Below are 20,375 nucleotides of genomic sequence, written 5' to 3' on the forward strand. Positions count from 1 at the left end.
CTCTACCCCTTATTTCCTGAACATTTTTAACATACGCTTGGTAACGAAAAAGCCACCGGCAATGTTAATTGAAGCGATTAAAATAGCGATACCGGCTAATACTTGAATCAGCAAACTGTCGCTCCCAACTTGTAGTAACGCACCAACAATAATGATGCCAGAAATGGCATTGGTAACACTCATCAAAGGAGTATGTAAGGCATGGGTAACATTCCAAACCACGTGGTAACCCACAACACAAGCGAGTACGAATACAGTAAAATGCGACAAGAATGAAGCCGGTGCAACACTTGCTAGCCAAGCGAACAAAGCGCCACCAACGGCCATAGCCACATACTTCTTCGTTGAAGATTGCTCTTCCTCTACTTTTTCTTCAACCTTTTCCGGTGCTTTGGCGGCCGGTTTAGGCGCAGCAGCGCTTACTTGAATAGGTGGTGGTGGAAAAGTGATTTCACCGTCTTTTACCACTGTCATGTTGCGCACTACTTGGTCTTCAAAATCAAGCGTAATCGCACCATCTTTTTCAGGGCAAATAAGTTTAGTTAAGTTGACCAAATTATTCGCATAAAGCTGAGAAGATTGGTTAGGTAATCTAGAGACTAAATCGGTATAGCCGAGAATTTTTACCCCTTCAGCATCAATGGCTTTTCCTTCTACCGTTAGTTCACAGTTACCACCACCAGCGGCAGCAAGGTCAACAATAACACTACCGGTCTTCATAGATCTAACCATATCAGCAGTAATGAGCTTAGGTGCAGGTTTACCAGGAATCATCGCGGTTGTGATAATAATATCAACGTCTTTCGCTTGCTCTGCAAACAGCGCCATTTCAGCGTCGATAAAGGCTTGACTCATTTCTTTAGCATAACCATCACCAGAACCTGTATCTTCAGGTTCTTCATAGTCAAGCTCTAGAAATTCAGCGCCCATACTTTCAATTTGTTCTTTAACTTCGGGTCTAGTATCGAACGCTCGAACAACCGCGCCCAATGAGCCTGCCGTACCAATTGCAGCCAAGCCAGCAACGCCCGCGCCGATAATCAATACTTTTGCAGGTGGTAAGTTACCCGCCGCGGTAATTTGACCGGTTAAAAAGCGTCCAAAATGATGGGTAGCTTCAATAACTGCTCGATAACCTGCAATATTAGCCATAGAAGACAAGGCGTCCATCGACTGCGAACGTGTCATTCTCGGCACCATTTCCATGGCTAGTGTATTAATATTTTTTGCTTTAAGCTGCTCCAATAATTCGGCATTTTGCGCTGGTGCAATAAAGCTGGTGAGGGTTGCTCCCTCTTTCATTGAATCGATTTCAGCTTCTGTTGGTGCATTAACTTTATAAACGACATCAGACTGCCAAACCGCTTTTTTGGTTGCTAATTTAGCACCGGCGTCTGCATAATCTTGATCAGCAATGCTTGATTTAACACCTGCACCTTTTTGCACTTGAACGTCAAAGCCAAGCTTAATCAGCGCTTTTACGGAAGCTGGCGAAGCAGCAACTCTGTTTTCTCCCCGCAAGGATTCTTTAGGAATACCTATGATCATGTTTCATCCTTATGCGTTAATTTTTATGTTGTAAAACAAATGTATTTTACAGGTTAATGTTTTAACACTAATTGCATGAAATTAATACAAAGGTAATATTCACTTTAGCTATTTGTAATAAAAAAATGATGAATAATAATATTTAGTTATTACGCGTTTACTAATCGTGCGTTTATTCCGTGTAGGTAAATTCAATCGGCGCTTCATCGATAAGCGTTGTGTAGCCATCCTGTGGTGCCAGTCTCACCATCACGGAAATTGTATTATCTTCGGTTAATTCTGTAGAATCATCAAAATTTGCGGTAACACTTAGCGTGAGTGATTTTGGTAGCGACTGTCGAATATCATTTTGTAGCAACCTAAATTGCTTTATGCCGTCTTCTGTCAATTCTAGGGTGTAGACATGTGTTGGACCCACGTCAGAAAACCACCCTTCTTGTGCCTCAAAAAACTCCTTTTTAGAAACCTGTAACGGGAATTTAAACGTTTTTTTATTATCCTCATAATCTAATACGACTCCCAATTGACTGCCCTGTGGTTCAAGCGTCAAGCCGCCAACAAGGGACACTTTACTACTGACATCCTGTGCATTAACTTCCAAAAAGTCTTGCTCGTCAAATGTGCTGTACTTGACCATAGTGGATAGAGGAATATTGGCGCATGCTGACAAAGCACAAACTGCGAGGACGACCAAGATATATTTCATTACAAATCCTTATTAAAATGAATATTATGTTGAATGAGGGTTGTTGTAAGCTAACTGAGTTAATTTGCTATAGCTGAGGTTTTCACTTCAACTTGCACTGGCTCAGATTGAACTGGGTGTGCGTATTGGTCAAAGTGAAGAAAAAATGATTGGTCAAAGTAATGGCCATGATTTCGCCAAACTTGTCTAAAATTTTCGCGGTTGAACCATTCTTTTATTTCAATGTTCCAACCATACCATTGACTGCTTTTAGACGATGCAGTTGAACGTTGGTACATTAAAAAAGCTCTTTCGAATATCGAAATTCGAATCATCAATATCGCTTCTTCTTGTTTCTTTTGTTCTTCTGTAAGGTGTCGAGGAGTGTCATACGGCGAGTCAAACGCGTCAAGCTCCGGGTATTGCAAGCACAGCTGCTGTATTTCGATATACTTGGCATCTAAGGCGTCGAAGGTGCCATATTCTCGTTCGATGCGCTGCCTATATTGTTCCTTAACGTAAAGATATATGGCAGTAGGAACACCTAAAATGGTGATGATAAAGGTTGTAATTTCTAGATAACTAGCCAGTAATTCCATTTACATTCTCTCTAAACGCAGATCGTGTATGATACTGCAAAATTCTATTATGTTATTGTTTTTAATATCAAATAATTATGAATTGAGCAAGTATTAAAAACCTATTCTCCCCCCCCTCCTGCGTCAAAACCGCCACCATCTCCATCGCCAGAAACAAGACTTAAACCGATAGCCGTTAGTATTCCACCACTTGCAACTGTGGTGATTGTATCTTGCATGTCATTAATTTGCTTTTCGCTAAATTCCTTTCCTTGCAACAGTTGGTTGTCACAATACATGACATAAGCGTAATGTGCATATCGTCGATTAAGTTTAAGGTCCTCAATGGTGCGATCAACCTGAGCCACAGAATAAGGTGCTCCGCCGCCGTAGCGTTGTAGTAACGCATTTTGCAGGTGCTTTCGGTATTGTTTAATCGCTGCTTTCTTACCAAACATACGCTAATCTCCTTAATTTAATTCATATTTCTCTAAAAAATTATGACAAAACAGACCTACTCCACAGGCAGGTTATGCGCTCTTAAAAAACTGAGTTTATCCCAATAGCCTCGTTGAAACTGAATCAAGTTATGTTGAATATGGAAAAAACCGCAACCTCTAAGTCCAATAGGATCTTTCCACTCAAGAATTGCCCACTCTCCGTCTTCGTAAACACGCTCCACGATGCATACCATTTCAGCATTGCTAAACTCTTGTTCAAACATTTGCCTTATTGCTTCTTTGCCTTCAACTTTTGCATTAGCCACTTGATGGTTAACGGCATTTTCATCATAAAACGCTGATATCTCATCTGCATCGCCGCGGTTGAACGCTTCTACCCATTTATGGACAATTTCCTTTGGTCGCATGCGCTTTGCTCCTGATAGAAGGTAACTTAAGGCTCAAATTAAAATGGTTAACTGGTAATATCAAGTGGGGGATGACGTTTTATTAAAGCTGAGTGCTCCGGGCTATGTGCTACGTATTTAAAGAAAACCACGTTCCTTGTCCCCTTAAGGGGCGCGTTCCTGTCCTGCCCATGCCCCATCAGCAAAGCGCCAACGCTCGCTAATCAACATCATTAAGTGGCCAAGTCACTATATGCTCGTCGAAGTATTCCATATCCACTTCATTGTCTTTTACAACTTTGCCTCGCACTGACATTCCCGCTTTATGCATCGCTGACTTTTTGCCTTTATTAAGCAATGGATGCCAAGAAGGTAAGCCTCTGCCCTCGTGTAACCTGCGATAGCTGCAACTTGGCGGCATAAAGAATACATCATCTAGATTTTCTTGCGTCAGCTGCACACAATCAGGCACTAGTACTGTGCGCTCTTGATAGCGGGTACACTCACACTTTTTGTCGTTAAGAAGGTAACAAACGATATTGGAATAATGCATTTGCTCACCGCTTTCAATATAGTCGGTTGGCTGCATTTCGGTTGCTTCAGAGGTATCTTCGTCGTCTATAAATTTATGCAAACAACATTTAGCACAGCCGTCACAAATCGACTCCCATTCTTGGCGGGTCATTTCACTGAGGGTTTTTGATTCCCAAAATGGTTGTGCCATATGTTATCCGTTTAACTCCACTTTTGGGTACTTAATTCTGTCAGACAAGTAGCCAACAGAACTCACAAAATAGTAAGACAAATTCCAATGCATCAGATGCTTATAGTTGTCATAAGCTAAATACACACGGCCGTTATGGTCATCAGGAAAGACTAAAGCAGCTTTAATATCAACGTCTGGTAAGTCTCTGCCATCCATACGACGAATACCAAGCGCTTGCCATTGTGCCAATGTCTTTTCTTTTTGCTTGAATGCTTTTAACCAGTTGGCTCGGCCACCGGTATTTTTGGGAATCGAATAACTTAAGTCGAAACCGTCTGGCAGTTTTACTTGTCTGCCCCAAGTGTAATTTGCATCCCAACCAACACGCTTTAAGTAGTTAGCTGCAGAGGCAAACACGTCAGCATGATTATTCCAAATATCTTTTTTACCATCGCCATCGCCATCGACGGCAAAGGTTAGAAACGAGCTCGGCATAAATTGATTTTGCCCCATTGCGCCTGCCCAAGACCCCTTCATTTGATCGACACTGATATGCCCTTCTTCAATAATTTGCACTGCAGCAAACAGTTCACGTTTAAAGAAGGCTTCTCTGCGACCATCGTAAGCCAAGGTAGACAATGCTGATATAACGTTGAAGTTACCCATTATCTTGCCGAAATTTGTTTCCAATCCCCACAGCGCTACGATAAAGCGCGGTTGAACACCATATTTTTCACCAATAGGTTGTAACAGTTCATAATGCTCTTTGTATTTGTCGCGAGCTTTATCCACCTTCCACTGCGGTACTCGCTTAGGTAGATAGGTATCTAGGGTTTCTACTGTTTCTGGTTGTTTGCGATCTGCCGACACTGCTCGTTTGTAATATTTAACGTTAGCAAACACGTCGTCTACAAACTGTTGGTCGTAGCCTTTAGCGACAACTTCCTGCTTGAGGGTTGCTACATACTGCTCAAAGGTTGGTTTTTCAGCCTGTGCATTAAAGGCGAAACACGCGCACAAAACTGCGATACATCGTTTAATCATTGTCCGTCCCCTTAAGTTGTTGCATTTGCGCTTTGTGCCCTTCTAACAAGTTTTCTACCGGCGGCGGAATCTGCAAGTAAAAACCTTGCTCATTGAGGCTTGCTTTTACTTTTGCTAAATCGGCAAAACCTAATTTTTCTTTGGTTGCTAAGTTAATCATGGTAACAAGTTGAGGCGCGCCAAAAGTATCTAATAACACTTGCGGCACTTTGGCAAAATCATCGCGTTTTTCGATAAACAAATACGTTTGTTGTTTCTTGGGGCTTTTATAAACTGCACACAGCATAATGGAGACCTATGTAATTCAAACAAGTTAAAAAAGAAGAGGTTAACTCGTATACTTCTGAAAATTGATTCAACGCATATCGCGTAAGATTACTATAGCATGCAAGTTAACATGCACCCTATCGAATTTGTTACAAAATACCTTCAAGCGATAAAAGTTTCTGTTTTGTATCAACCCCTGATGCGTAACCAACCAATTTACCATTTTGACCAATGACACGATGGCAAGGAACAACAATAGCTAAACGATTTTTATTGTTTGCCCCACCAACCGCTCTCACCGCTTTTGGATTTCCTATGCGCTGTGCCAAGGTTTTATAACTGATGGTTTCGCCATAAGGTATGTCTTGCAACGCTTGCCACACCTTTTGTTGAAATTCTGTTCCGGTTTGCCCAATAGGTAAATGAAACTGTGTTCTATCGCCTGAAAAATACTCGCTAAGTTGCTGCTCTGCGGCGCGCAAAATTGCTGAGTGTTTTGCACTTTTTAACGGTTTATCGACAAAGGATACCGATAACAAGTGTGTTTTTGATGCGCACAGCTCGATGTGTCCAACAGGGCTGTCTATTACCATTGAAACAGTCATATATTTATATAGAAGCTCGGGTGGTGTAAAAGTTCATTTTATCCTAGCCGTAGCTAATCCTTATATTCGCTTTTTATGTTTTTATCTTTCGTATTTTCTTTTTTCATCCATAAAAAGGTTAAATACATTTTCGTCGGTAAAGAAAGTACAAGGCCAAGCGCCATACAAGACGCGCCTATCACCATACCCATAACGCCAAGCTTTTGTGGAAGATCAAGATAAGAAATCAACATATGTCCAACAACAAAAAGACAGATGCCAAAGATCATGATCATTTTTAGTATTCGAATGGTTTGCTTGTCTTTCATGGTTTCCGATGATATTGCACAGCAATGCTAACAGCATAGCAATATGTTGTTGCCAATTCCTTGCGCTATATCAGTTATTCAGCTGTCCATAAGTGACTTACTAACAGCGTATCATGCTGGAATATTTTCCCCTCAAACACCGCACCTTTAGCGACTTCACCAACACCAGCGGGGGTTCCCGTCATCACTACATCGCCATCGGTTAGCGACGTAAAACTTCCTAACTCTTCAATAATATCATCAGGCTTGTACATCATTAACTCTATGCCACCCGATTGTATCAGCTCACCATCAATCCATAACTCAAGTCTCAATCCTTCAACTGAATCTATAGCAACAAAATCACTTAATACCGCCGCACCGTCAAACGCCTTTGCGCGCTCCCAAGGCAAACCTTTTTGTTTTAGTTTAGATTGCAGGCCACGTTTGGTTAAATCTAAGCCAAAGCCTACATAGCCAAATTTGCCATGTTCAATCATCAAGCAGATTTCACCCTCATAATGCAGTGTTTCTTGGTGAAAGGATTGCAACACAGAAGAAATAGCCGAGTTTGGTTTCATAAAAACCACCATTTGATCGGGTACTTCGTTACCTAACTCTTCAATATGTGCGACATAATTACGCCCAATACAGACAACCTTTGCAGGCGATTTTAATTGTTTTTCTACGTTTACTTGATTCATAACGACTCGTTAGCTTTGATAAATGAGGTCATCGCTGGCATTAGCGATTCACTGAGCGGTGTGTCAGGCTGCATATAGGTAGCAAAGTTTGCCATACGCTCTTTCGGTGCATCTTTAAGTACGTGGTTCATACCCTCAATGATCACCAATTTAGCTTTAGGGTAAGCGGCGCTTAACGCTTTAGCGTCGACCTCTTTTACTTGAATATCTGTGGTTCCTTGCACAATAAGCACAGGTACCGACAGACGTTTAATTTCTTTTGCCGGATCATACTTTATCCAGCTCATTAAATACGGTTGAATACTAGGACGAAACAAAGCATTTAGCAGTGGATTTACATTGTCTACAGTTTCACCTACGACTAATTTGTCGATAATAGGCTCCGACTGTTCAAACACTGCAGGATTGCTCGCTAACTGTTCTTTCAACACAACATCTCCACTGCGTCCAAGACCAGCAATTGAAATAAACCCGGCGGACGAGCTTTTTGCTGTTGCCATCATGCCTACGAGCGAACCCTCGCTATGCCCGGCGACAAAAATACGCTTGAAGCCATGTTGTTGCTGTAAATAAGTTATCCACCCTGTCGCATCATTTACATAATGCTCGAAGCGTAAATCTTGCTCTGCAATAGCTGCAGGTGCAGAAGCAGCCACACCACGTTTGTCGTAACGCAACGATGCAATGCCATCTTTGGCGAAATGCTGAGCAACCATCTTTAAGGCATTGTTGGTCATTTGCGTATTGTTCCCATTACGATCAGTTGGTCCAGAACCAGCAATAATCAGCACCACGGTTTCGCTTTTGTTCGCAGGCATCAGCAAAGAGCCAGCTAGCTCGCCCTGTTCAGTTTTTAAGGTAACGTTTTGCTCTGCAGCATAAGCAGTGTTTATTAGTATAAGCGCGCTTAGCACCAGCATTATTTGTTTAACCATATTGCTTCCTATCCGAGTGTTTTTAACACCATTTTTAATGACACTAAGAGCAAAAATACTCCAAACAACTTGGCCAAAATATGTTTGGGGAGTCTATGAGCTAACTTCGCTCCTAACGGAGCACAAGCCATAGACAAAGGTATTATTGCACCAACTGCTATCCAATTTACATAGCCAAGGTTACCTAAAGGTAAATTTTGTTGGTGCCAACCAGCGACAATAAAACTAACCGCACTAGGCAAGCTAATAATAACGCCAAACACAGCAGACGTAGCAACAGCTTGATGAATCGTTTTGTTCATCATGGTTAACACCGGCACGCTTAATGTACCGCCACCAATGCCCATCATCGCCGATAAACTGCCAATTGCTGTTGGAAAACTTGCACCGACAATACCTTTTGGTGGCTTTTGCCAACGGGTTTTAACCGTAATCCCCAGTAGCATTTTTAAGCCTACCAAGGTTGCGATACATGCAAAGATAATCGACAAGCTCAAGCTACTTATCTTAGTCGCTACAAAGACACCCAATATGGAACCTAACACTAGAGGAAGCGCCCAGTGTAAAACCAAGTTTACATCGACTTTACCTTTTCGATAATGTGCATAGGCAGAAGATAAGCCAGTAAATACAATACATGTAAGCGAAGTGGCTACTGCGATATGCATAGAATATTGATCTGCCAGATTAAAATATCGCAACATAAAATCGAGTACGGGTACAATCACAATACCGCCACCTACACCCAATAGTCCGGCAAGGATACCCGACGCAACGCCAGTAATAATCATGGCTAAGAGAAAAATTAGCAAGGTAGAAAAATCCAAAGAAACGCGTTGCCAATTACTTTAACCTGAGAGCAAAGAAAAACAAAGCGGGGTCTTTTTTTTCTGGTCAGATGTGTTAGATTAGGCTCCCAAAAGAATGACAAGCAGTACCATGAAACTTCACAAAATTCCGGGTTATATACAAACCATCTATCTTGCAGAATATCGTAATAAGCTACTTTTGTTAGATGGCTGCTCCCGTGCTGATGTTTCCGTTGTCATTGATTACATCAAAAATACCCTGTCTCGTCCTGTCGAACATTTAGATACTGTTGTTGTTACTCACATGCATCCAGACCATGCTGGTGGTGCCACATTTTTGCGTAACTTAACGGGATGTAAAATCGTTACCGCAGACATCGCGGGAAATTGGTATGACGGTATCGATGGCTTTGCCATGCATCTGACAGATATCTGGTTAGCAAAATGGGTTGCAGGAAGAATGGGGAAAAAGAAAGTGCCTTTGTATTACCCTCGCATACTCGATCCAGATATCATGTTAGTAGATCGCGAGTACCTACCGGGTTTTTCAGATTGGCAAATCATTTACACTCAGGGTCATACAGACCGCGATATTTCGTTGTTGCATTTACCCACTAATCAGATTTACATTGCTGATCTTATTGTCAAAGTAAAAGACAAATTCGTACCACCGTATCCAATTTTTTATCCTAATCGCTACAGAGCATCAATTAAGCTACTTACTTTACTAGCGCCTACAAAGTATTTGTTGGCCCATGGTGGCGAGCAAGCCTTATCAGAAGAGCAGTTAACTAAGATAATTGAAGATGCGCCGACCGTGCCGCTAACCCATTGGCGAAGCGTAAAAGGAAAAATACGTAAAATATTGGGCTTCTAAAGTAGAAATTTTGTCCAATAATCGCTAAGGTTAAATCACACTCAACGACTAAAAATAATTCATAGCATGCGTGTGAAGTTACTGTTAGTTCTCTTTAGCTTATTTGCTATTTTGTCTTGCGACACAGCAAGCCAAGCCACTGAAAGTAATACAGATTCTACAATATCTGTAGCCTCTGAAGCTATAGAAACAGAACAACCAAATAAACAATCACCTGAACCTGCACCTATCGTTCGGGAAACATTTCGTAGCTGGCAAGAAATCAAAGACTCAGGCGTTATTATTGCCGTGAGACTAGATTGGGAGTCAGAGTCTGAATTGCATGCTGTCGCGTCTGCTAGCGATTATCATCATAGCCTGTTGGAAGATTTTGCTCGTAGTCAATCATTAACAGTTGATTGGGTAGAAGTTAAAAGCCTTACTGATATGTTCAGTAAGCTTGATAAATATGAAATCGACATAATTCCTAGACACCTAACGATATCTGATGCACGTTTAAAAGATGTGGACTTCACCGATGTATTATCTTCAGACAAAGAAGTCGTTATCGCCAAAAAAGGCACTAAAGAAGTTGCACTAACACAAGCGATTAATGTTGTTGTTCCGAGCGGTTCCGCTTACATTGATTCGATCAACACCTATGCCCCTTCATGGAACATCACACAAACAGACACCACTGATAATGTCGAAGATATTGCAGACAAAATAGATGCAGGTGTCATCCAATATAGTGTCATCGATCTATCTGAATACAAATTGCTGCGCCAGTATCATAAAGGGGTCAGCACAGTAAGTGCATTTCCAAAAGAAGTACACCAAGCCTGGGCTGTTGCCAAAGGAAACCAAGACTTATTGCACTATGTGAACAACTACATTGCGGCAAGTCATATTATCCAGCTTGCAGACACTGAGCGGAAACTCGATATCAAGGCAATGAAACAAAAGAAATTGCCTCTGCGTGTTATCACGAGAAATAGCCCTGAAACTTATTTTATGTGGCGTGGCGAATTGATGGGGTTTGAATATGACCTAATGAAGAAGTTTGCTAAAAAGTACAACATTAAATTGCAAATGGTTGTCGCCGACTCTTTTGAAGATATGATTTCAAAGCTTGAAAACGGTGAAGGAGACATGATTGCAGCGGGTTTAACTCGAACACCGGAACGTATTGAGAAAGCCAATAAAGCTGGCCTTGCGACCAGTATAAGATATGCTCGTGTCAGTGAAATGCTAGTTGCAAACACTCAAGCTGCTGCCATTAACACCTTAGAAGATCTTAAAGGTCGCACTATAGTGGTTAGAAAAACCAGCAGCTTTTGGGATACCGCGCAAAAGCTAGCAGAAGATTATGGCGCTATCGTAGAGGCGGCTGATGAATCTCTCGCAACAGAAATATTAATCAGCCAAGTCGCGAACCAAGAGATCGATTTAACAATTGCCGATAGTAATTTAGTGGCGATTGAGCAAAGCTTTAGAGAAAACATTGACGCCCCGCTTACACTAAAAGAAGATGTGCCTTATGCCTACGTAGTGCGTAAAAACAATCCTCAGCTACTTGACCATCTCAATCAATTTGTTAGAACGACTTATCGCACAACCTATTACAACGTTGTTCGGAATCGATACTTTAAAACGCCTGAAAAACGCGCGAAACAGATTCAAAATCGTTTAAAAATGGGATCGGACTTATCGCCGTACGACCATATTGTGCAGCCTTCGGCAGAAAAGCATGATTTTGATTGGCGCCTAATTGTGTCGCAAATGTACCAAGAGAGTAAGTTTAATCCAAAAGCAAAAAGCTATGCTGGTGCACAAGGGTTGATGCAGATATTGCCGCGTACAGCCAAAGAGTTTGGCGTCACAAACCTAGAAGATCCGGAACAGTCTATTCAAGGCGGTGTAAAGTATTTAAATTGGACACGTGACAGGTTTAGCGAAGATCTACCTGAGCATGAGCGCGTCTATTTCGCGCTAGCTGCGTACAACGCAGGTTTTGGTCACGTAAGAGACGCACAGCGTTTAGCAAGACAGATTGGACTGCGCGATGATAAATGGTTTGGCAATGTAGAAACAGCCATGTTAATGCTACAACAGCGTAAATATTATAGTAAGGCGCGATATGGTTATGTGCGCGGCACAGAGCCTGTGAATTACGTTTACGACATCAACCAACGATATTTAAACTATTTAAGAATTACTCGTTAATCGTTTAAATATTATCGTATTCCACTTGATTTTATTGCCATATTAGCCTGTATTTAATTGCAACATTTGGCAATGGATTCAGGCTATGGCACAGATTAAACTTACCTACTTCGATATCAATGGTGGCAGAGGGGAGCCCATTAGACTCGCCTTTCATTTAGGCAACATTGCCTTTGAAGATAACCGTTTTAACTTCGCCCAATTTCCCGAAATCAAAAAATCTGCACCATTACATAAAGTCCCTGTGATGCAACTCGATGGCAAGGTGATCACACAAAGCAATGCAATGCTTCGTTACGCTGGTAAGCTCGCTCACTTGTATCCCGAATCAGCAGAAGCAGCGCTGTTTTGTGACGAGATATTAGATGCTATAGAGGATGCGACAAATGCCCTTATCGACACCTTTGGCTTAGAAGGAGACGCATTGAAAAGCGCCCGTTTAAGCTACACCGATAAATGGCTAGTACCTTATTTAGTGTGGCTTGAGCAAAAGTATGCATCAAATAATGGGGATTACTTTATTGGCGAACATATTAGTATTGCCGATTTAAAAGCTTACGTATGGATTAAAGGGATAATGAGTGGTTCATTTGATTACATTAATGATGATGTAGTGAGCAACAATACGCCACAGCTCGCGCTTTTTTGTCAAACGATAGAAGCATTGCCAGCAATCAATTTGTACTATCAAGAGCGGGCTTAATCGCCCGCTGATAAGTTTAAAGTTGGTGCTTACCCACTGAAGATTTTGCTGCTAGATAGTTTTCATTGCCATCTTTTTCATGACGCTGTGTATTGATAACTTCTATAAGGTTAATTTCTGATTCAAGTGCGGCAATCTTGCGAGGATTATTGGTAATCAATCGAATATCAGGCAAATTGAGCGCTTGCAGCATGCTTATCGCATCTTCAAAGGTACGCTCATCTTCTGCAAAGCCCAAATGTTGGTTAGCTTCGTATGTGTTCATACCTTCGCTTTGCAGCACGTATGCATCGATTTTGTTATACAAACCAATGCCTCGTCCTTCTTGACGAAGATAAAGAATCACGCCGCCTTCCTCTGCCATCTTTTCTATGGTTTCATCAAGTTGTTCACCACAATCACAACGAGATGAGTGAAACACATCCCCCGTTAAACATTCAGAGTGCATACGCACTAAGGGAGCTTCAGCTTGTTTATCCGCTTCCTTAAAAATAATCGCAATATGTTCTTTATCTTTATCAAACGCTGTAAATGTGGCTAATTCAGCTGGTATATCACTGTTTTTACCCACTTTAAAAGATACTCGAGCACGTACCTGATTCATATGTTTCCGCTAACCTTTTCTGGTAGCTTTGCTACCGACTATATACTGTCTCTGTTATGTGCTGCCATATAGTCAACAAATGGTCCTTTTGGCACAACGCCAGTGGGGTTGATCATCGTATGGCTAGCATAGTAATGGCGTTTGATATGATAAAAATCAACCGTAGGAGCAACATTTTCCCATTGAAAAAGTTCGCGCAAATAGTTCGATATATTTGGATAATCTTCGATACGCTTTAGGTTGCACTTAAAGTGGCCAACGTAAACGCTGTCAAATCGAACTAAGGTTGTAAACAAACGCCAATCTGCTTCGGTAATTGTATCACCAATCAAATAACGATTGCTTGCTAATATTGATTCGATTTCGTCAAGCGCCTTAAATAATGCGTCAAATGCATGCTCATAGGCTTCTTGTGTCGTTGCAAAGCCACATTTGTATACGCCATTATTAATATTGTGATAAACAAACTCATTAATTTTATCTATTGCTTCGCGATGTTGCGGGGGATAAAAATCGAGTGTATTACCAGTTAGCTCATTAAACGCCTGGTTAAACATGCGAATGATCTCTGAAGATTCATTGCTGACAATCTTGTTTTGTGTTTTATCCCAAAGTACAGGCACCGTAACACGACCAGTGTAGTTTGCGTCATTTCGGGTATAAATCTGGTGCATGTATTCGCTTTCGAATAAATCATCTGCTGTACCGCCATTTTCAGGATCAAATTCCCATCCTTGTCCTAACATATCTGGCGCAACTACCGACACACTAATGTAGTCCTGCAACTGCTTTAATTGTCTAAAGATTAAAGTGCGATGGGCCCACGGACACGCGAGTGAAACATACAAATGATAACGCCCTTTTTCAGCTTTAAAGCCTGCAACGCCGGTATCACCTGCACTGCCATCTTCGGTAATCCAGTTACGCAATTGTGCGTCTTCACGTTTGAACGCGCCTTTTTGGCTTTTTGTGTCATACCATTTGTCTTGCCAAGTACCATTAACAAGTAAACCCATACTTTTTGCCTCTTAAATATGTATAGGGCTTAAGTTTAGAAGCTAGGCGCAAAAAATAAACAAGCAATTACGTAAATCATTATTCTATTTTTGGAACACACCAAACGTGATTGGCGTTAACACAAAGTGTTTGAAGATTTGCACAATAAACACGCCAAAAGCGTTTGATGCACCAATTGTTTGCTCTGTTTGTCTAGCGGGTGAATATCACTGATGGTCAATCGCTTTTCCCTAATCAGTTGCTGCAATACATTTAAGTCAATATCGATATTCACGTATTGAGGCTGTGTCACTTGCTCCGCACAACTTTCGGGTATCGTATAGTTACTTTGTTGATAAATACAGTTGTCACAATTAGCCATTTTCACTAGTGCACTCCTTCACTCATTGACAACCGATTGGCGATTTCGAGCAATCTGATTTGCTGTCTTACAGTATTTTTAAAACGTTGCTCTCTCTCTAGTTTTTGCTTAGTAAATACTAGAATAGCTTGTCCTTGTTTATCATCACCGCAGTGAATAAAACACTGAGCAAGTATAATCGCTGATTGCGTCAACCATTTCACAGGGAAGTCACTGTCTATCTGCTTGCACGTGCAAAGCACCTCAGAAATTTCAAAAGCGCTACCAATAGAGTAAAGTGCTTGTGCATAGTCTTCCTGTAATAAGTATTCTTGTCCCAATTCTATATTGTTGTACCAACTCGCAATCGCCCTTTGCGGCGTATTTGACATATGAATCTTGTTTTGTGGACAAAGAAACCTGTATTTCATCACTCACTCCTTTTCTTAATCAATACAAATGATAATAATTATCATTTACAATAAATCAAGTAATGAAATGTAGTAATTAGTTAAATAACTGTTAAATATACATTTTAAAAATTAGTGATATATAAATATGGCTATGAGGCAAGACAGAAACCACTCAGGGTAGCCAATAAAAAAGCGGCAAAAGCCGCTTTAACTATGTGCGCTTGCTACAACGCTAATCAAAATGATACAAAATTCGGCGTTTATCCAACTGATACGCCCAAGAGAATCGCCAGACATCGTTGTCTACTTTCGAAATTTGGTCAAAATCAAACGGATCGAACGTTTCTCTGTCGCCACCAAAAGTATAAATACTTGGTTTAAAGCGGCCATTTACCTTAACAACAGAAAACGCAGCAAAATCATATTTAATATCGGCGGGTGAATTGGCCTGCCAAGGTTTACCTGCGTCTCCAGACAATTGCTGCCAATGCTTGCCGGTAAAACTTACCCAAACATCTATTGGATTGGCTGGTGCAAATGGTTGTGTAGGATCGGGGCTTAGGCCGAATCCACCAAAGCAAACAATTCTAAACATCAATACTTCACATTGATGACCAGGGCGCGCTGACCAAGGCGCATTGGCAGTCATTTTTTGCCATCGCTTACCGTTTTTACTTCGCCATACATCATTAAAATAAGGGGGACAACGTGGTGTAAATTCGTTACAAACAAACCCATCCTCTCCGCCGATCATGTACATGTAGCCGCCTTTAACTAATGCCACTCCACCAGCTCTAGGCTCCCACGGCGCATTCATGGTCACTTTTTGCCAATGCCTACCATTTTTAGAGCGCCAAACGTCATTAAAGTATTTTCTTGCCGGTCCAAAATCGCCAATAATGGCTGAATCATCATTAACCGATCCTGCCATAACATAAATCCATCCTCGAAAACTCACCGCACTTAAACCTGCTCTGCCCTCCCAAGGAGCTGCAGCCGTCATGCGTTGCCAGTTTTTTCCATCTTTAGAGCGCCATACATCGTTGAAAAAGTTAGATTGAAGAACAAATGGTTGGCACTGCGGTAAGCAATTTACATTAAATCCAGGATTATTGACCGCAATTGAGTCTTGACCACCCAGCAGGTAGATATACCCTTTATGTTTAAATGCCTGAAAGTAAGCACGCGCTGCCCAAGGTGCTGTGCCATCTTGCACAACTTCTTGCCAGGTAGCACCGTAGTCACTACTTTGCCAAACATCGCTATAAAATTGGCTATTGCCAAACGCTGGAATCGATTGGTCGGGTACTCGGCCCCCTAATACGTAAAATTTCCCATTAAGCTCTATCGCCTGCAGCCCTGCACGTTTACCAAAACTGCTACTTGCACCGTCGTTAATCTGTGTCCAATCAAAGCGCTCTAACGTATTTGCATTAACGTTAAACAGCGCAAAGGTTAAGACAATGGACAGTAAGTGTTTGATCTTTTTATTCATCGCTTCACTCCACCTGTTTCATGTTTTTATAAGAATAAGTGTAGAAGTGATTAGACATATGTCTAATATCTCGAAAAATACAAAAGAACAATATACCTTACAGTTAATACTGATTTCTCAGCGCAGGGTCATCTGTTAAATATTCGACAAATTCAACTTCAAAACCATCGGGATCATAATAATAGGCGTTGCGTATATAGGGATTGTCGTTCTGGCTAAATTTATTGGCATCAAACCCTACAGTTGCTAGTCGCTTCATTAACGCGGGCAAATCATCAACGACAAAGCCAAAGTGAGCTAACCCCACTTGGTGGCCTGTTAAATCTCGGTTTTCGCCAATACCATCATCATTTAAAGTGATATACATACTATCGGTACCTAAGTGGCACCAACGTCTATCTTTACCATACCACTGCGCCTCTCCTTCGCCGCGCACACGCCATGAAGGAAACGCGGCTTGATAAAAATTGATGGACGCTTGAATGTTAGTCACCACTAAATTTAAATGTTCTAGTTTCATTATATTCTCCTATTTTTTCTTGCATTAATTGCTTCACTAGACTTAGCATAAAACCTCAAGTAAGCTTGAGGTAAAGTGTTTATTTGGTAACGTTATGCAAGAAGCAAATTGGTCTGTGGGTAAAATCGCGAAGCGCTGCGGCGTAAAAGTGTCTACACTGCATTTTTACGAAGACAAAGGGTTGATAAAAAGTTGGCGGAATGCGGGTAATCAAAGACGTTACAAACCTGATGTGATGCGACGTATATCTGTAATAAAAGCTGCGCAGCGATTAGGCATTTCATTAGAAGAAATCAAAAATGCTTTTGCTCAGTTGCCTGAAAATAGAACACCAGACAAACAAGATTGGGCCAAATTATCTGCACAATGGCACGCAACACTAACGGAAAAAATAGTGTATTTAACCGAACTTAGAGACTCATTAACCGACTGTATTGGGTGCGGTTGTTTATCTTTAACGTCCTGTCCGATATACAATAAAGAAGATAATCTCGGCAGCAAGGGTCATGGAGCTGTCTTGCTAAATCAACATGTACAAACGTCAATAAAGAACAATGAGCAAAGCTGAACTTATCTTTCAAGTAAAACCAATCAGTCGTCATCATGGTCTGTTTGTAACCCTAGTAGGCCTGGCTGGCTTGTTGACAATACTGCTGGTATCACAATTGTTTTGGATGCATTTTCGATTGCCACTTATTTTTCTGACGATGGCAGCGCTCGTTACGATTTTTATTGGACTGTTAAAGCTTACTGAACCTAAATTCAGCTACGAAATATACCCAGATCATTTTGTCTTTATTCATCGAGCAGGTTCTTGGGCTTTGCCCTGGCTTGCTATTGGGCGCGTCGCACAAGTTAAACTCGATCGTATCGCCGGTGACACGCCACTACCGTATATTGGTGTTAAGTTAACGCAGCTAGCACCATTAGCAGAGTCTATATCTCCAAGGCTTGCGAATAAGTTAATACATATACAAAAAGGCCTGCTAACAGCAGCCATTGGCCATCAACAAATGACCTTTGAACAAGGCATTATTAACTTCGAGCCGTTTGACATAGAAGGCAAGCTATATAAAGGTCCGATTGGCAGTTTCTTGCATCAGTGTGAAGTGTTAAACCAAGCCTATGGTTTCCACTTATATTTACCTTATGACAGCATGGATAGAGAAGCAGATGCGTTTGTAACTGCGCTGCAATCAAGTTTAGAAAAGGCAAAAAGAAAGGCGGCTATATAATACAACCGCCTTTGCTATGTTTATGTTTACAAGTGGTCTCGTAAGAAGGATAGATACTTATGTGCCGCTTCTATACGATTCTCTTTTTTGGCAAAGCCATGACCTTCATCGTCGAACACTAAGTAGTCTACGTAGGTGCCACCTTCTTTAATCGCAGCGACCATATCGTCACTCTCTACTTTGAGTACACGTGGATCGTTTGCGCCTTGTACAACCAGCACTGGACTTTTCACTTGATGACCAAAAAATACTGGTGAAATACTATGCAGACGTTCTTTATCTGTTGCAGGATCGCCCAGTTCATCGTAAAGCGCTTTTCTGAAGGCTTCCCAATAAGGAGGTATGCTTTCTAACGTGCGCACCCAGTTGGTAACGCCAAAAATATTTATGCCTAGTTTAAATTCATCGGTAAATGCCATCGCTGCCATGGTTAGATAGCCGCCATAGCTGCCGCCAATAACACCGATACGGTCAGCATCTACCCAGTCTAAAGACTGCAAATAATACTTGTTGTACACCACATCTTTTAGATCGTGATCACCATGCTTCTTATCATCTAAATGGAAGAAGGTTTTTCCGTAACCACTAGAACCACGGTTGTTGATCATCGCAATTGCATACCCTTGGTTAACAAGTAACTGTATTAACGCAGAATACCCCTTACGGCTTTGACCACCAGGACCACCATGAATCCAAATCAGCGCCGGCACTTTCTCGGTTGCAGCTTGTTTTGGCTTGTACAAAATAGTTGGAATCTCTAAGCCATCAAAGCTTTTAAAACGCACTACTTCACTTGTAACCAAGTTATCTTCGCTAATATCTGGATTACCATTATCCGTTAGTCGAGTGACTGTATCGGTGCCAATGGAGTGCACATACAAGTTGGATGGAGAAGTGTCAGAATTAATATAGAAAACCAGTGTTTTACCATCGCGAGAAAAGTTAACTCCACGTAAATCACCAGCCGGTAGCTGTGGTAAATCTATCCCTTTATTTTCCTGTAAGTCAGCGATAGTAATTTGTGTTTGCGCGTCTGCATTAATACCTGAAATTTGATATCGACCATCTCTAGAAAAATAGGTGAACATCACATCCCAATCATCTGTGACTTCTAACGCCTTATCACCGGAGTCAATATCATAGGCCCATGCTTCCCTGAACTCACCAAACTCATCGGTACCAAAAATCAATTTCTTGCTATCGCGAGTAAAGGTATAACTGCTGTGCTCTACATCACCCTCATGTTCGGTTATTAGTTTCGGCAATGCTTCTTTAGACTTGGTATCGACTAAAAATAGGTTTGAGTCTGCGCCAGAATTCACTTTACTCAGTACGATGTACTGGCCATTAGGACTGACTAAATCAATGCTATAGCCACCGTTGTTTTCATAAACAAGTTCACGGCCATAATCGTCAGTTCGATATTTGTACAAATCGAAAAATTTAGGATCACGTTCATTGCTCACTACAAAGAAAGCTTCATCATTTTCATGCCAACCAGCAAAACTTGCACGTAAGTTCTCGCCAGGTGTTAAATCGATTTCTTCGCCAGATAGCGTTTTAACAAACACATGATCTAGCTCGTTACCGCCTTTATCAGCTGTAAATAAAAAACGCTCATCTTTTGGAAACCAACTTACCGCAAAGATTGACTCTTTGGTTGAATGCGTTAACTGTGTCGGCGCATCACCATTAACAGGTACTTTGTAAGCATTGAATATGCCGGTTGAATCGTTACTCACCAATACCGCTGTGGCATCGCTATTGATAGACGAACCAAAGGTTGTAGTAGTTTGATAGAATTGTTCTGGCGTATATTGCTTGAACGTACTTTCTACTTGCTTAGGCGCTTGCGCTTCAGGTTGTGGTTGCTCACTACAAGCAACAAGAAACAACGCAGAAGTTGCGAGCATGCCTAAACGCTTTAAATTAGCCATGAAATGTCCTTTTT

The 20,375-nt window shown here is 41.4% G+C and carries 25 protein-coding genes; 5 read left to right on the top strand and 20 right to left on the bottom strand.

All coding sequences use genetic code 11. The annotated features are described in order from the left end of the window. Nucleotides 1-9 precede the first annotated feature (9 nt). The 13 genes from QUD85_RS10295 to QUD85_RS10355 all read right to left on the bottom strand — a co-directional run bounded on the left by QUD85_RS10295 (nucleotide 10) and on the right by QUD85_RS10355 (nucleotide 9,018). Nucleotides 10-1,548 (bottom strand): Re/Si-specific NAD(P)(+) transhydrogenase subunit alpha, encoded by a 1,539-nt coding sequence (locus QUD85_RS10295; protein ID WP_093328178.1) that lies wholly within the window; start codon nucleotides 1,546-1,548, stop codon nucleotides 10-12. 172 nt (nucleotides 1,549-1,720) lie between these two features. Continuing rightward, a complete protein-coding gene (locus QUD85_RS10300; protein ID WP_143047921.1) occupies nucleotides 1,721-2,254 on the bottom strand; it encodes a hypothetical protein in 534 nt (177 codons plus the stop codon). Between the two features lie 59 nt (nucleotides 2,255-2,313). Next, entirely contained in the window at nucleotides 2,314-2,832 is a 519-nt protein-coding gene (locus QUD85_RS10305) for a hypothetical protein (protein ID WP_093328174.1), read from the bottom strand. Between the two features lie 101 nt (nucleotides 2,833-2,933). Continuing rightward, nucleotides 2,934-3,269 (bottom strand): DUF6559 family protein, encoded by a 336-nt coding sequence (locus tag QUD85_RS10310; RefSeq protein WP_093328173.1) that lies wholly within the window; start codon nucleotides 3,267-3,269, stop codon nucleotides 2,934-2,936. Nucleotides 3,270-3,325: 56 nt separating this feature from the next. Continuing rightward, entirely contained in the window at nucleotides 3,326-3,679 is a 354-nt protein-coding gene (locus tag QUD85_RS10315; RefSeq protein WP_093328171.1) for a nuclear transport factor 2 family protein, read from the bottom strand. A 199-nt stretch (nucleotides 3,680-3,878) separates the two neighbouring features. Further along, entirely contained in the window at nucleotides 3,879-4,382 is a 504-nt protein-coding gene (locus QUD85_RS10320; RefSeq protein WP_093328169.1) for a YcgN family cysteine cluster protein, read from the bottom strand. Nucleotides 4,383-4,385: 3 nt separating this feature from the next. Continuing rightward, the gene (locus QUD85_RS10325; protein WP_093328167.1) at nucleotides 4,386-5,408 is read right to left on the bottom strand and encodes a lytic murein transglycosylase; all 1,023 of its coding nucleotides are present in this window, start codon (nucleotides 5,406-5,408) and stop codon (nucleotides 4,386-4,388) included. Beyond that, a complete protein-coding gene (locus tag QUD85_RS10330; RefSeq protein WP_093328166.1) occupies nucleotides 5,401-5,694 on the bottom strand; it encodes a YcgL domain-containing protein in 294 nt (97 codons plus the stop codon). The genes QUD85_RS10325 and QUD85_RS10330 overlap by 8 nt, the downstream gene beginning before the upstream one ends. 130 nt (nucleotides 5,695-5,824) lie before the next feature. Continuing rightward, nucleotides 5,825-6,268: a methylated-DNA--[protein]-cysteine S-methyltransferase gene (locus QUD85_RS10335; RefSeq protein ID WP_245732067.1), complete on the bottom strand. Its 444-nt coding sequence runs from the start codon at nucleotides 6,266-6,268 to the stop codon at nucleotides 5,825-5,827. A gap of 65 nt (nucleotides 6,269-6,333) precedes the next feature. After that, the gene (locus QUD85_RS10340) at nucleotides 6,334-6,588 is read right to left on the bottom strand and encodes a hypothetical protein (RefSeq protein WP_093328163.1); all 255 of its coding nucleotides are present in this window, start codon (nucleotides 6,586-6,588) and stop codon (nucleotides 6,334-6,336) included. A gap of 74 nt (nucleotides 6,589-6,662) precedes the next feature. Further along, entirely contained in the window at nucleotides 6,663-7,271 is a 609-nt protein-coding gene (locus tag QUD85_RS10345; protein ID WP_093328161.1) for a fumarylacetoacetate hydrolase family protein, read from the bottom strand. Then, a complete protein-coding gene (locus tag QUD85_RS10350; protein WP_093328160.1) occupies nucleotides 7,268-8,206 on the bottom strand; it encodes an alpha/beta hydrolase in 939 nt (312 codons plus the stop codon). The genes QUD85_RS10345 and QUD85_RS10350 overlap by 4 nt, the downstream gene beginning before the upstream one ends. An 8-nt stretch (nucleotides 8,207-8,214) precedes the next feature. Further along, nucleotides 8,215-9,018 carry a sulfite exporter TauE/SafE family protein gene (locus QUD85_RS10355; protein WP_177168850.1) on the bottom strand — a complete coding sequence of 268 codons (804 nt, stop codon included), beginning with the start codon at nucleotides 9,016-9,018 and terminating at the stop codon, nucleotides 8,215-8,217. Nucleotides 9,019-9,145: 127 nt separating this feature from the next. Between QUD85_RS10355 and QUD85_RS10360 the strand changes: the two genes are divergently transcribed. The 3 genes from QUD85_RS10360 to QUD85_RS10370 all read left to right on the top strand — a co-directional run bounded on the left by QUD85_RS10360 (nucleotide 9,146) and on the right by QUD85_RS10370 (nucleotide 12,800). After that, a complete protein-coding gene (locus tag QUD85_RS10360) occupies nucleotides 9,146-9,892 on the top strand; it encodes an MBL fold metallo-hydrolase (RefSeq protein ID WP_093328158.1) in 747 nt (248 codons plus the stop codon). 66 nt (nucleotides 9,893-9,958) lie between these two features. Beyond that, the gene (mltF, locus tag QUD85_RS10365) at nucleotides 9,959-12,097 is read left to right on the top strand and encodes a membrane-bound lytic murein transglycosylase MltF (protein WP_286218846.1); all 2,139 of its coding nucleotides are present in this window, start codon (nucleotides 9,959-9,961) and stop codon (nucleotides 12,095-12,097) included. Nucleotides 12,098-12,182: 85 nt separating this feature from the next. Continuing rightward, on the top strand, nucleotides 12,183-12,800 hold the full coding sequence (locus tag QUD85_RS10370; RefSeq protein WP_093328156.1) for a glutathione S-transferase family protein: 618 nt from the start codon (nucleotides 12,183-12,185) through the stop codon (nucleotides 12,798-12,800). 16 nt (nucleotides 12,801-12,816) lie between these two features. Here the strand turns inward: QUD85_RS10370 and QUD85_RS10375 are convergent, their stop codons facing one another. The 6 genes from QUD85_RS10375 to QUD85_RS10400 all read right to left on the bottom strand — a co-directional run bounded on the left by QUD85_RS10375 (nucleotide 12,817) and on the right by QUD85_RS10400 (nucleotide 17,192). Further along, complete coding sequence (locus QUD85_RS10375; protein ID WP_093328154.1) at nucleotides 12,817-13,404, bottom strand: GTP cyclohydrolase II; 588 nt, start codon at nucleotides 13,402-13,404, stop codon at nucleotides 12,817-12,819. Nucleotides 13,405-13,442: 38 nt separating this feature from the next. Then, on the bottom strand, nucleotides 13,443-14,420 hold the full coding sequence (locus QUD85_RS10380) for a glutathione S-transferase family protein (RefSeq protein ID WP_093328153.1): 978 nt from the start codon (nucleotides 14,418-14,420) through the stop codon (nucleotides 13,443-13,445). Nucleotides 14,421-14,536: 116 nt separating this feature from the next. After that, nucleotides 14,537-14,788: a hypothetical protein gene (locus tag QUD85_RS10385; protein ID WP_093328151.1), complete on the bottom strand. Its 252-nt coding sequence runs from the start codon at nucleotides 14,786-14,788 to the stop codon at nucleotides 14,537-14,539. Continuing rightward, nucleotides 14,788-15,192 (bottom strand): hypothetical protein, encoded by a 405-nt coding sequence (locus QUD85_RS10390; RefSeq protein WP_093328150.1) that lies wholly within the window; start codon nucleotides 15,190-15,192, stop codon nucleotides 14,788-14,790. The genes QUD85_RS10385 and QUD85_RS10390 overlap by 1 nt, the downstream gene beginning before the upstream one ends. A gap of 214 nt (nucleotides 15,193-15,406) precedes the next feature. Beyond that, nucleotides 15,407-16,669 (bottom strand): Kelch repeat-containing protein, encoded by a 1,263-nt coding sequence (locus QUD85_RS10395; RefSeq protein WP_093328148.1) that lies wholly within the window; start codon nucleotides 16,667-16,669, stop codon nucleotides 15,407-15,409. A 103-nt stretch (nucleotides 16,670-16,772) separates the two neighbouring features. Beyond that, on the bottom strand, nucleotides 16,773-17,192 hold the full coding sequence (locus QUD85_RS10400; protein WP_093328147.1) for a VOC family protein: 420 nt from the start codon (nucleotides 17,190-17,192) through the stop codon (nucleotides 16,773-16,775). A 91-nt stretch (nucleotides 17,193-17,283) separates the two neighbouring features. Here QUD85_RS10400 and soxR point away from each other — a divergent pair, with 91 nt between their 5' ends. Then, nucleotides 17,284-17,757 carry a redox-sensitive transcriptional activator SoxR gene (soxR, locus tag QUD85_RS10405; RefSeq protein ID WP_093328145.1) on the top strand — a complete coding sequence of 158 codons (474 nt, stop codon included), beginning with the start codon at nucleotides 17,284-17,286 and terminating at the stop codon, nucleotides 17,755-17,757. Further along, nucleotides 17,744-18,424, top strand: coding sequence for a DUF2982 domain-containing protein (locus QUD85_RS10410; RefSeq protein ID WP_093328144.1), 681 nt, complete (start codon nucleotides 17,744-17,746; stop codon nucleotides 18,422-18,424). Before soxR ends, QUD85_RS10410 begins: the two co-directional genes overlap by 14 nt. A 26-nt stretch (nucleotides 18,425-18,450) precedes the next feature. Here QUD85_RS10410 and QUD85_RS10415 read toward each other — a convergent pair whose 3' ends face one another. Then, nucleotides 18,451-20,361, bottom strand: a complete 1,911-nt coding sequence (locus tag QUD85_RS10415) for a S9 family peptidase (RefSeq protein ID WP_177168849.1) — start codon at nucleotides 20,359-20,361, stop codon at nucleotides 18,451-18,453. Nucleotides 20,362-20,375: the final 14 nt, after the last annotated feature.

The organism is Thalassotalea agarivorans, assembly GCF_030295955.1.
GTDB lineage: Bacteria > Pseudomonadota > Gammaproteobacteria > Enterobacterales > Alteromonadaceae > Thalassotalea_D > Thalassotalea_D agarivorans.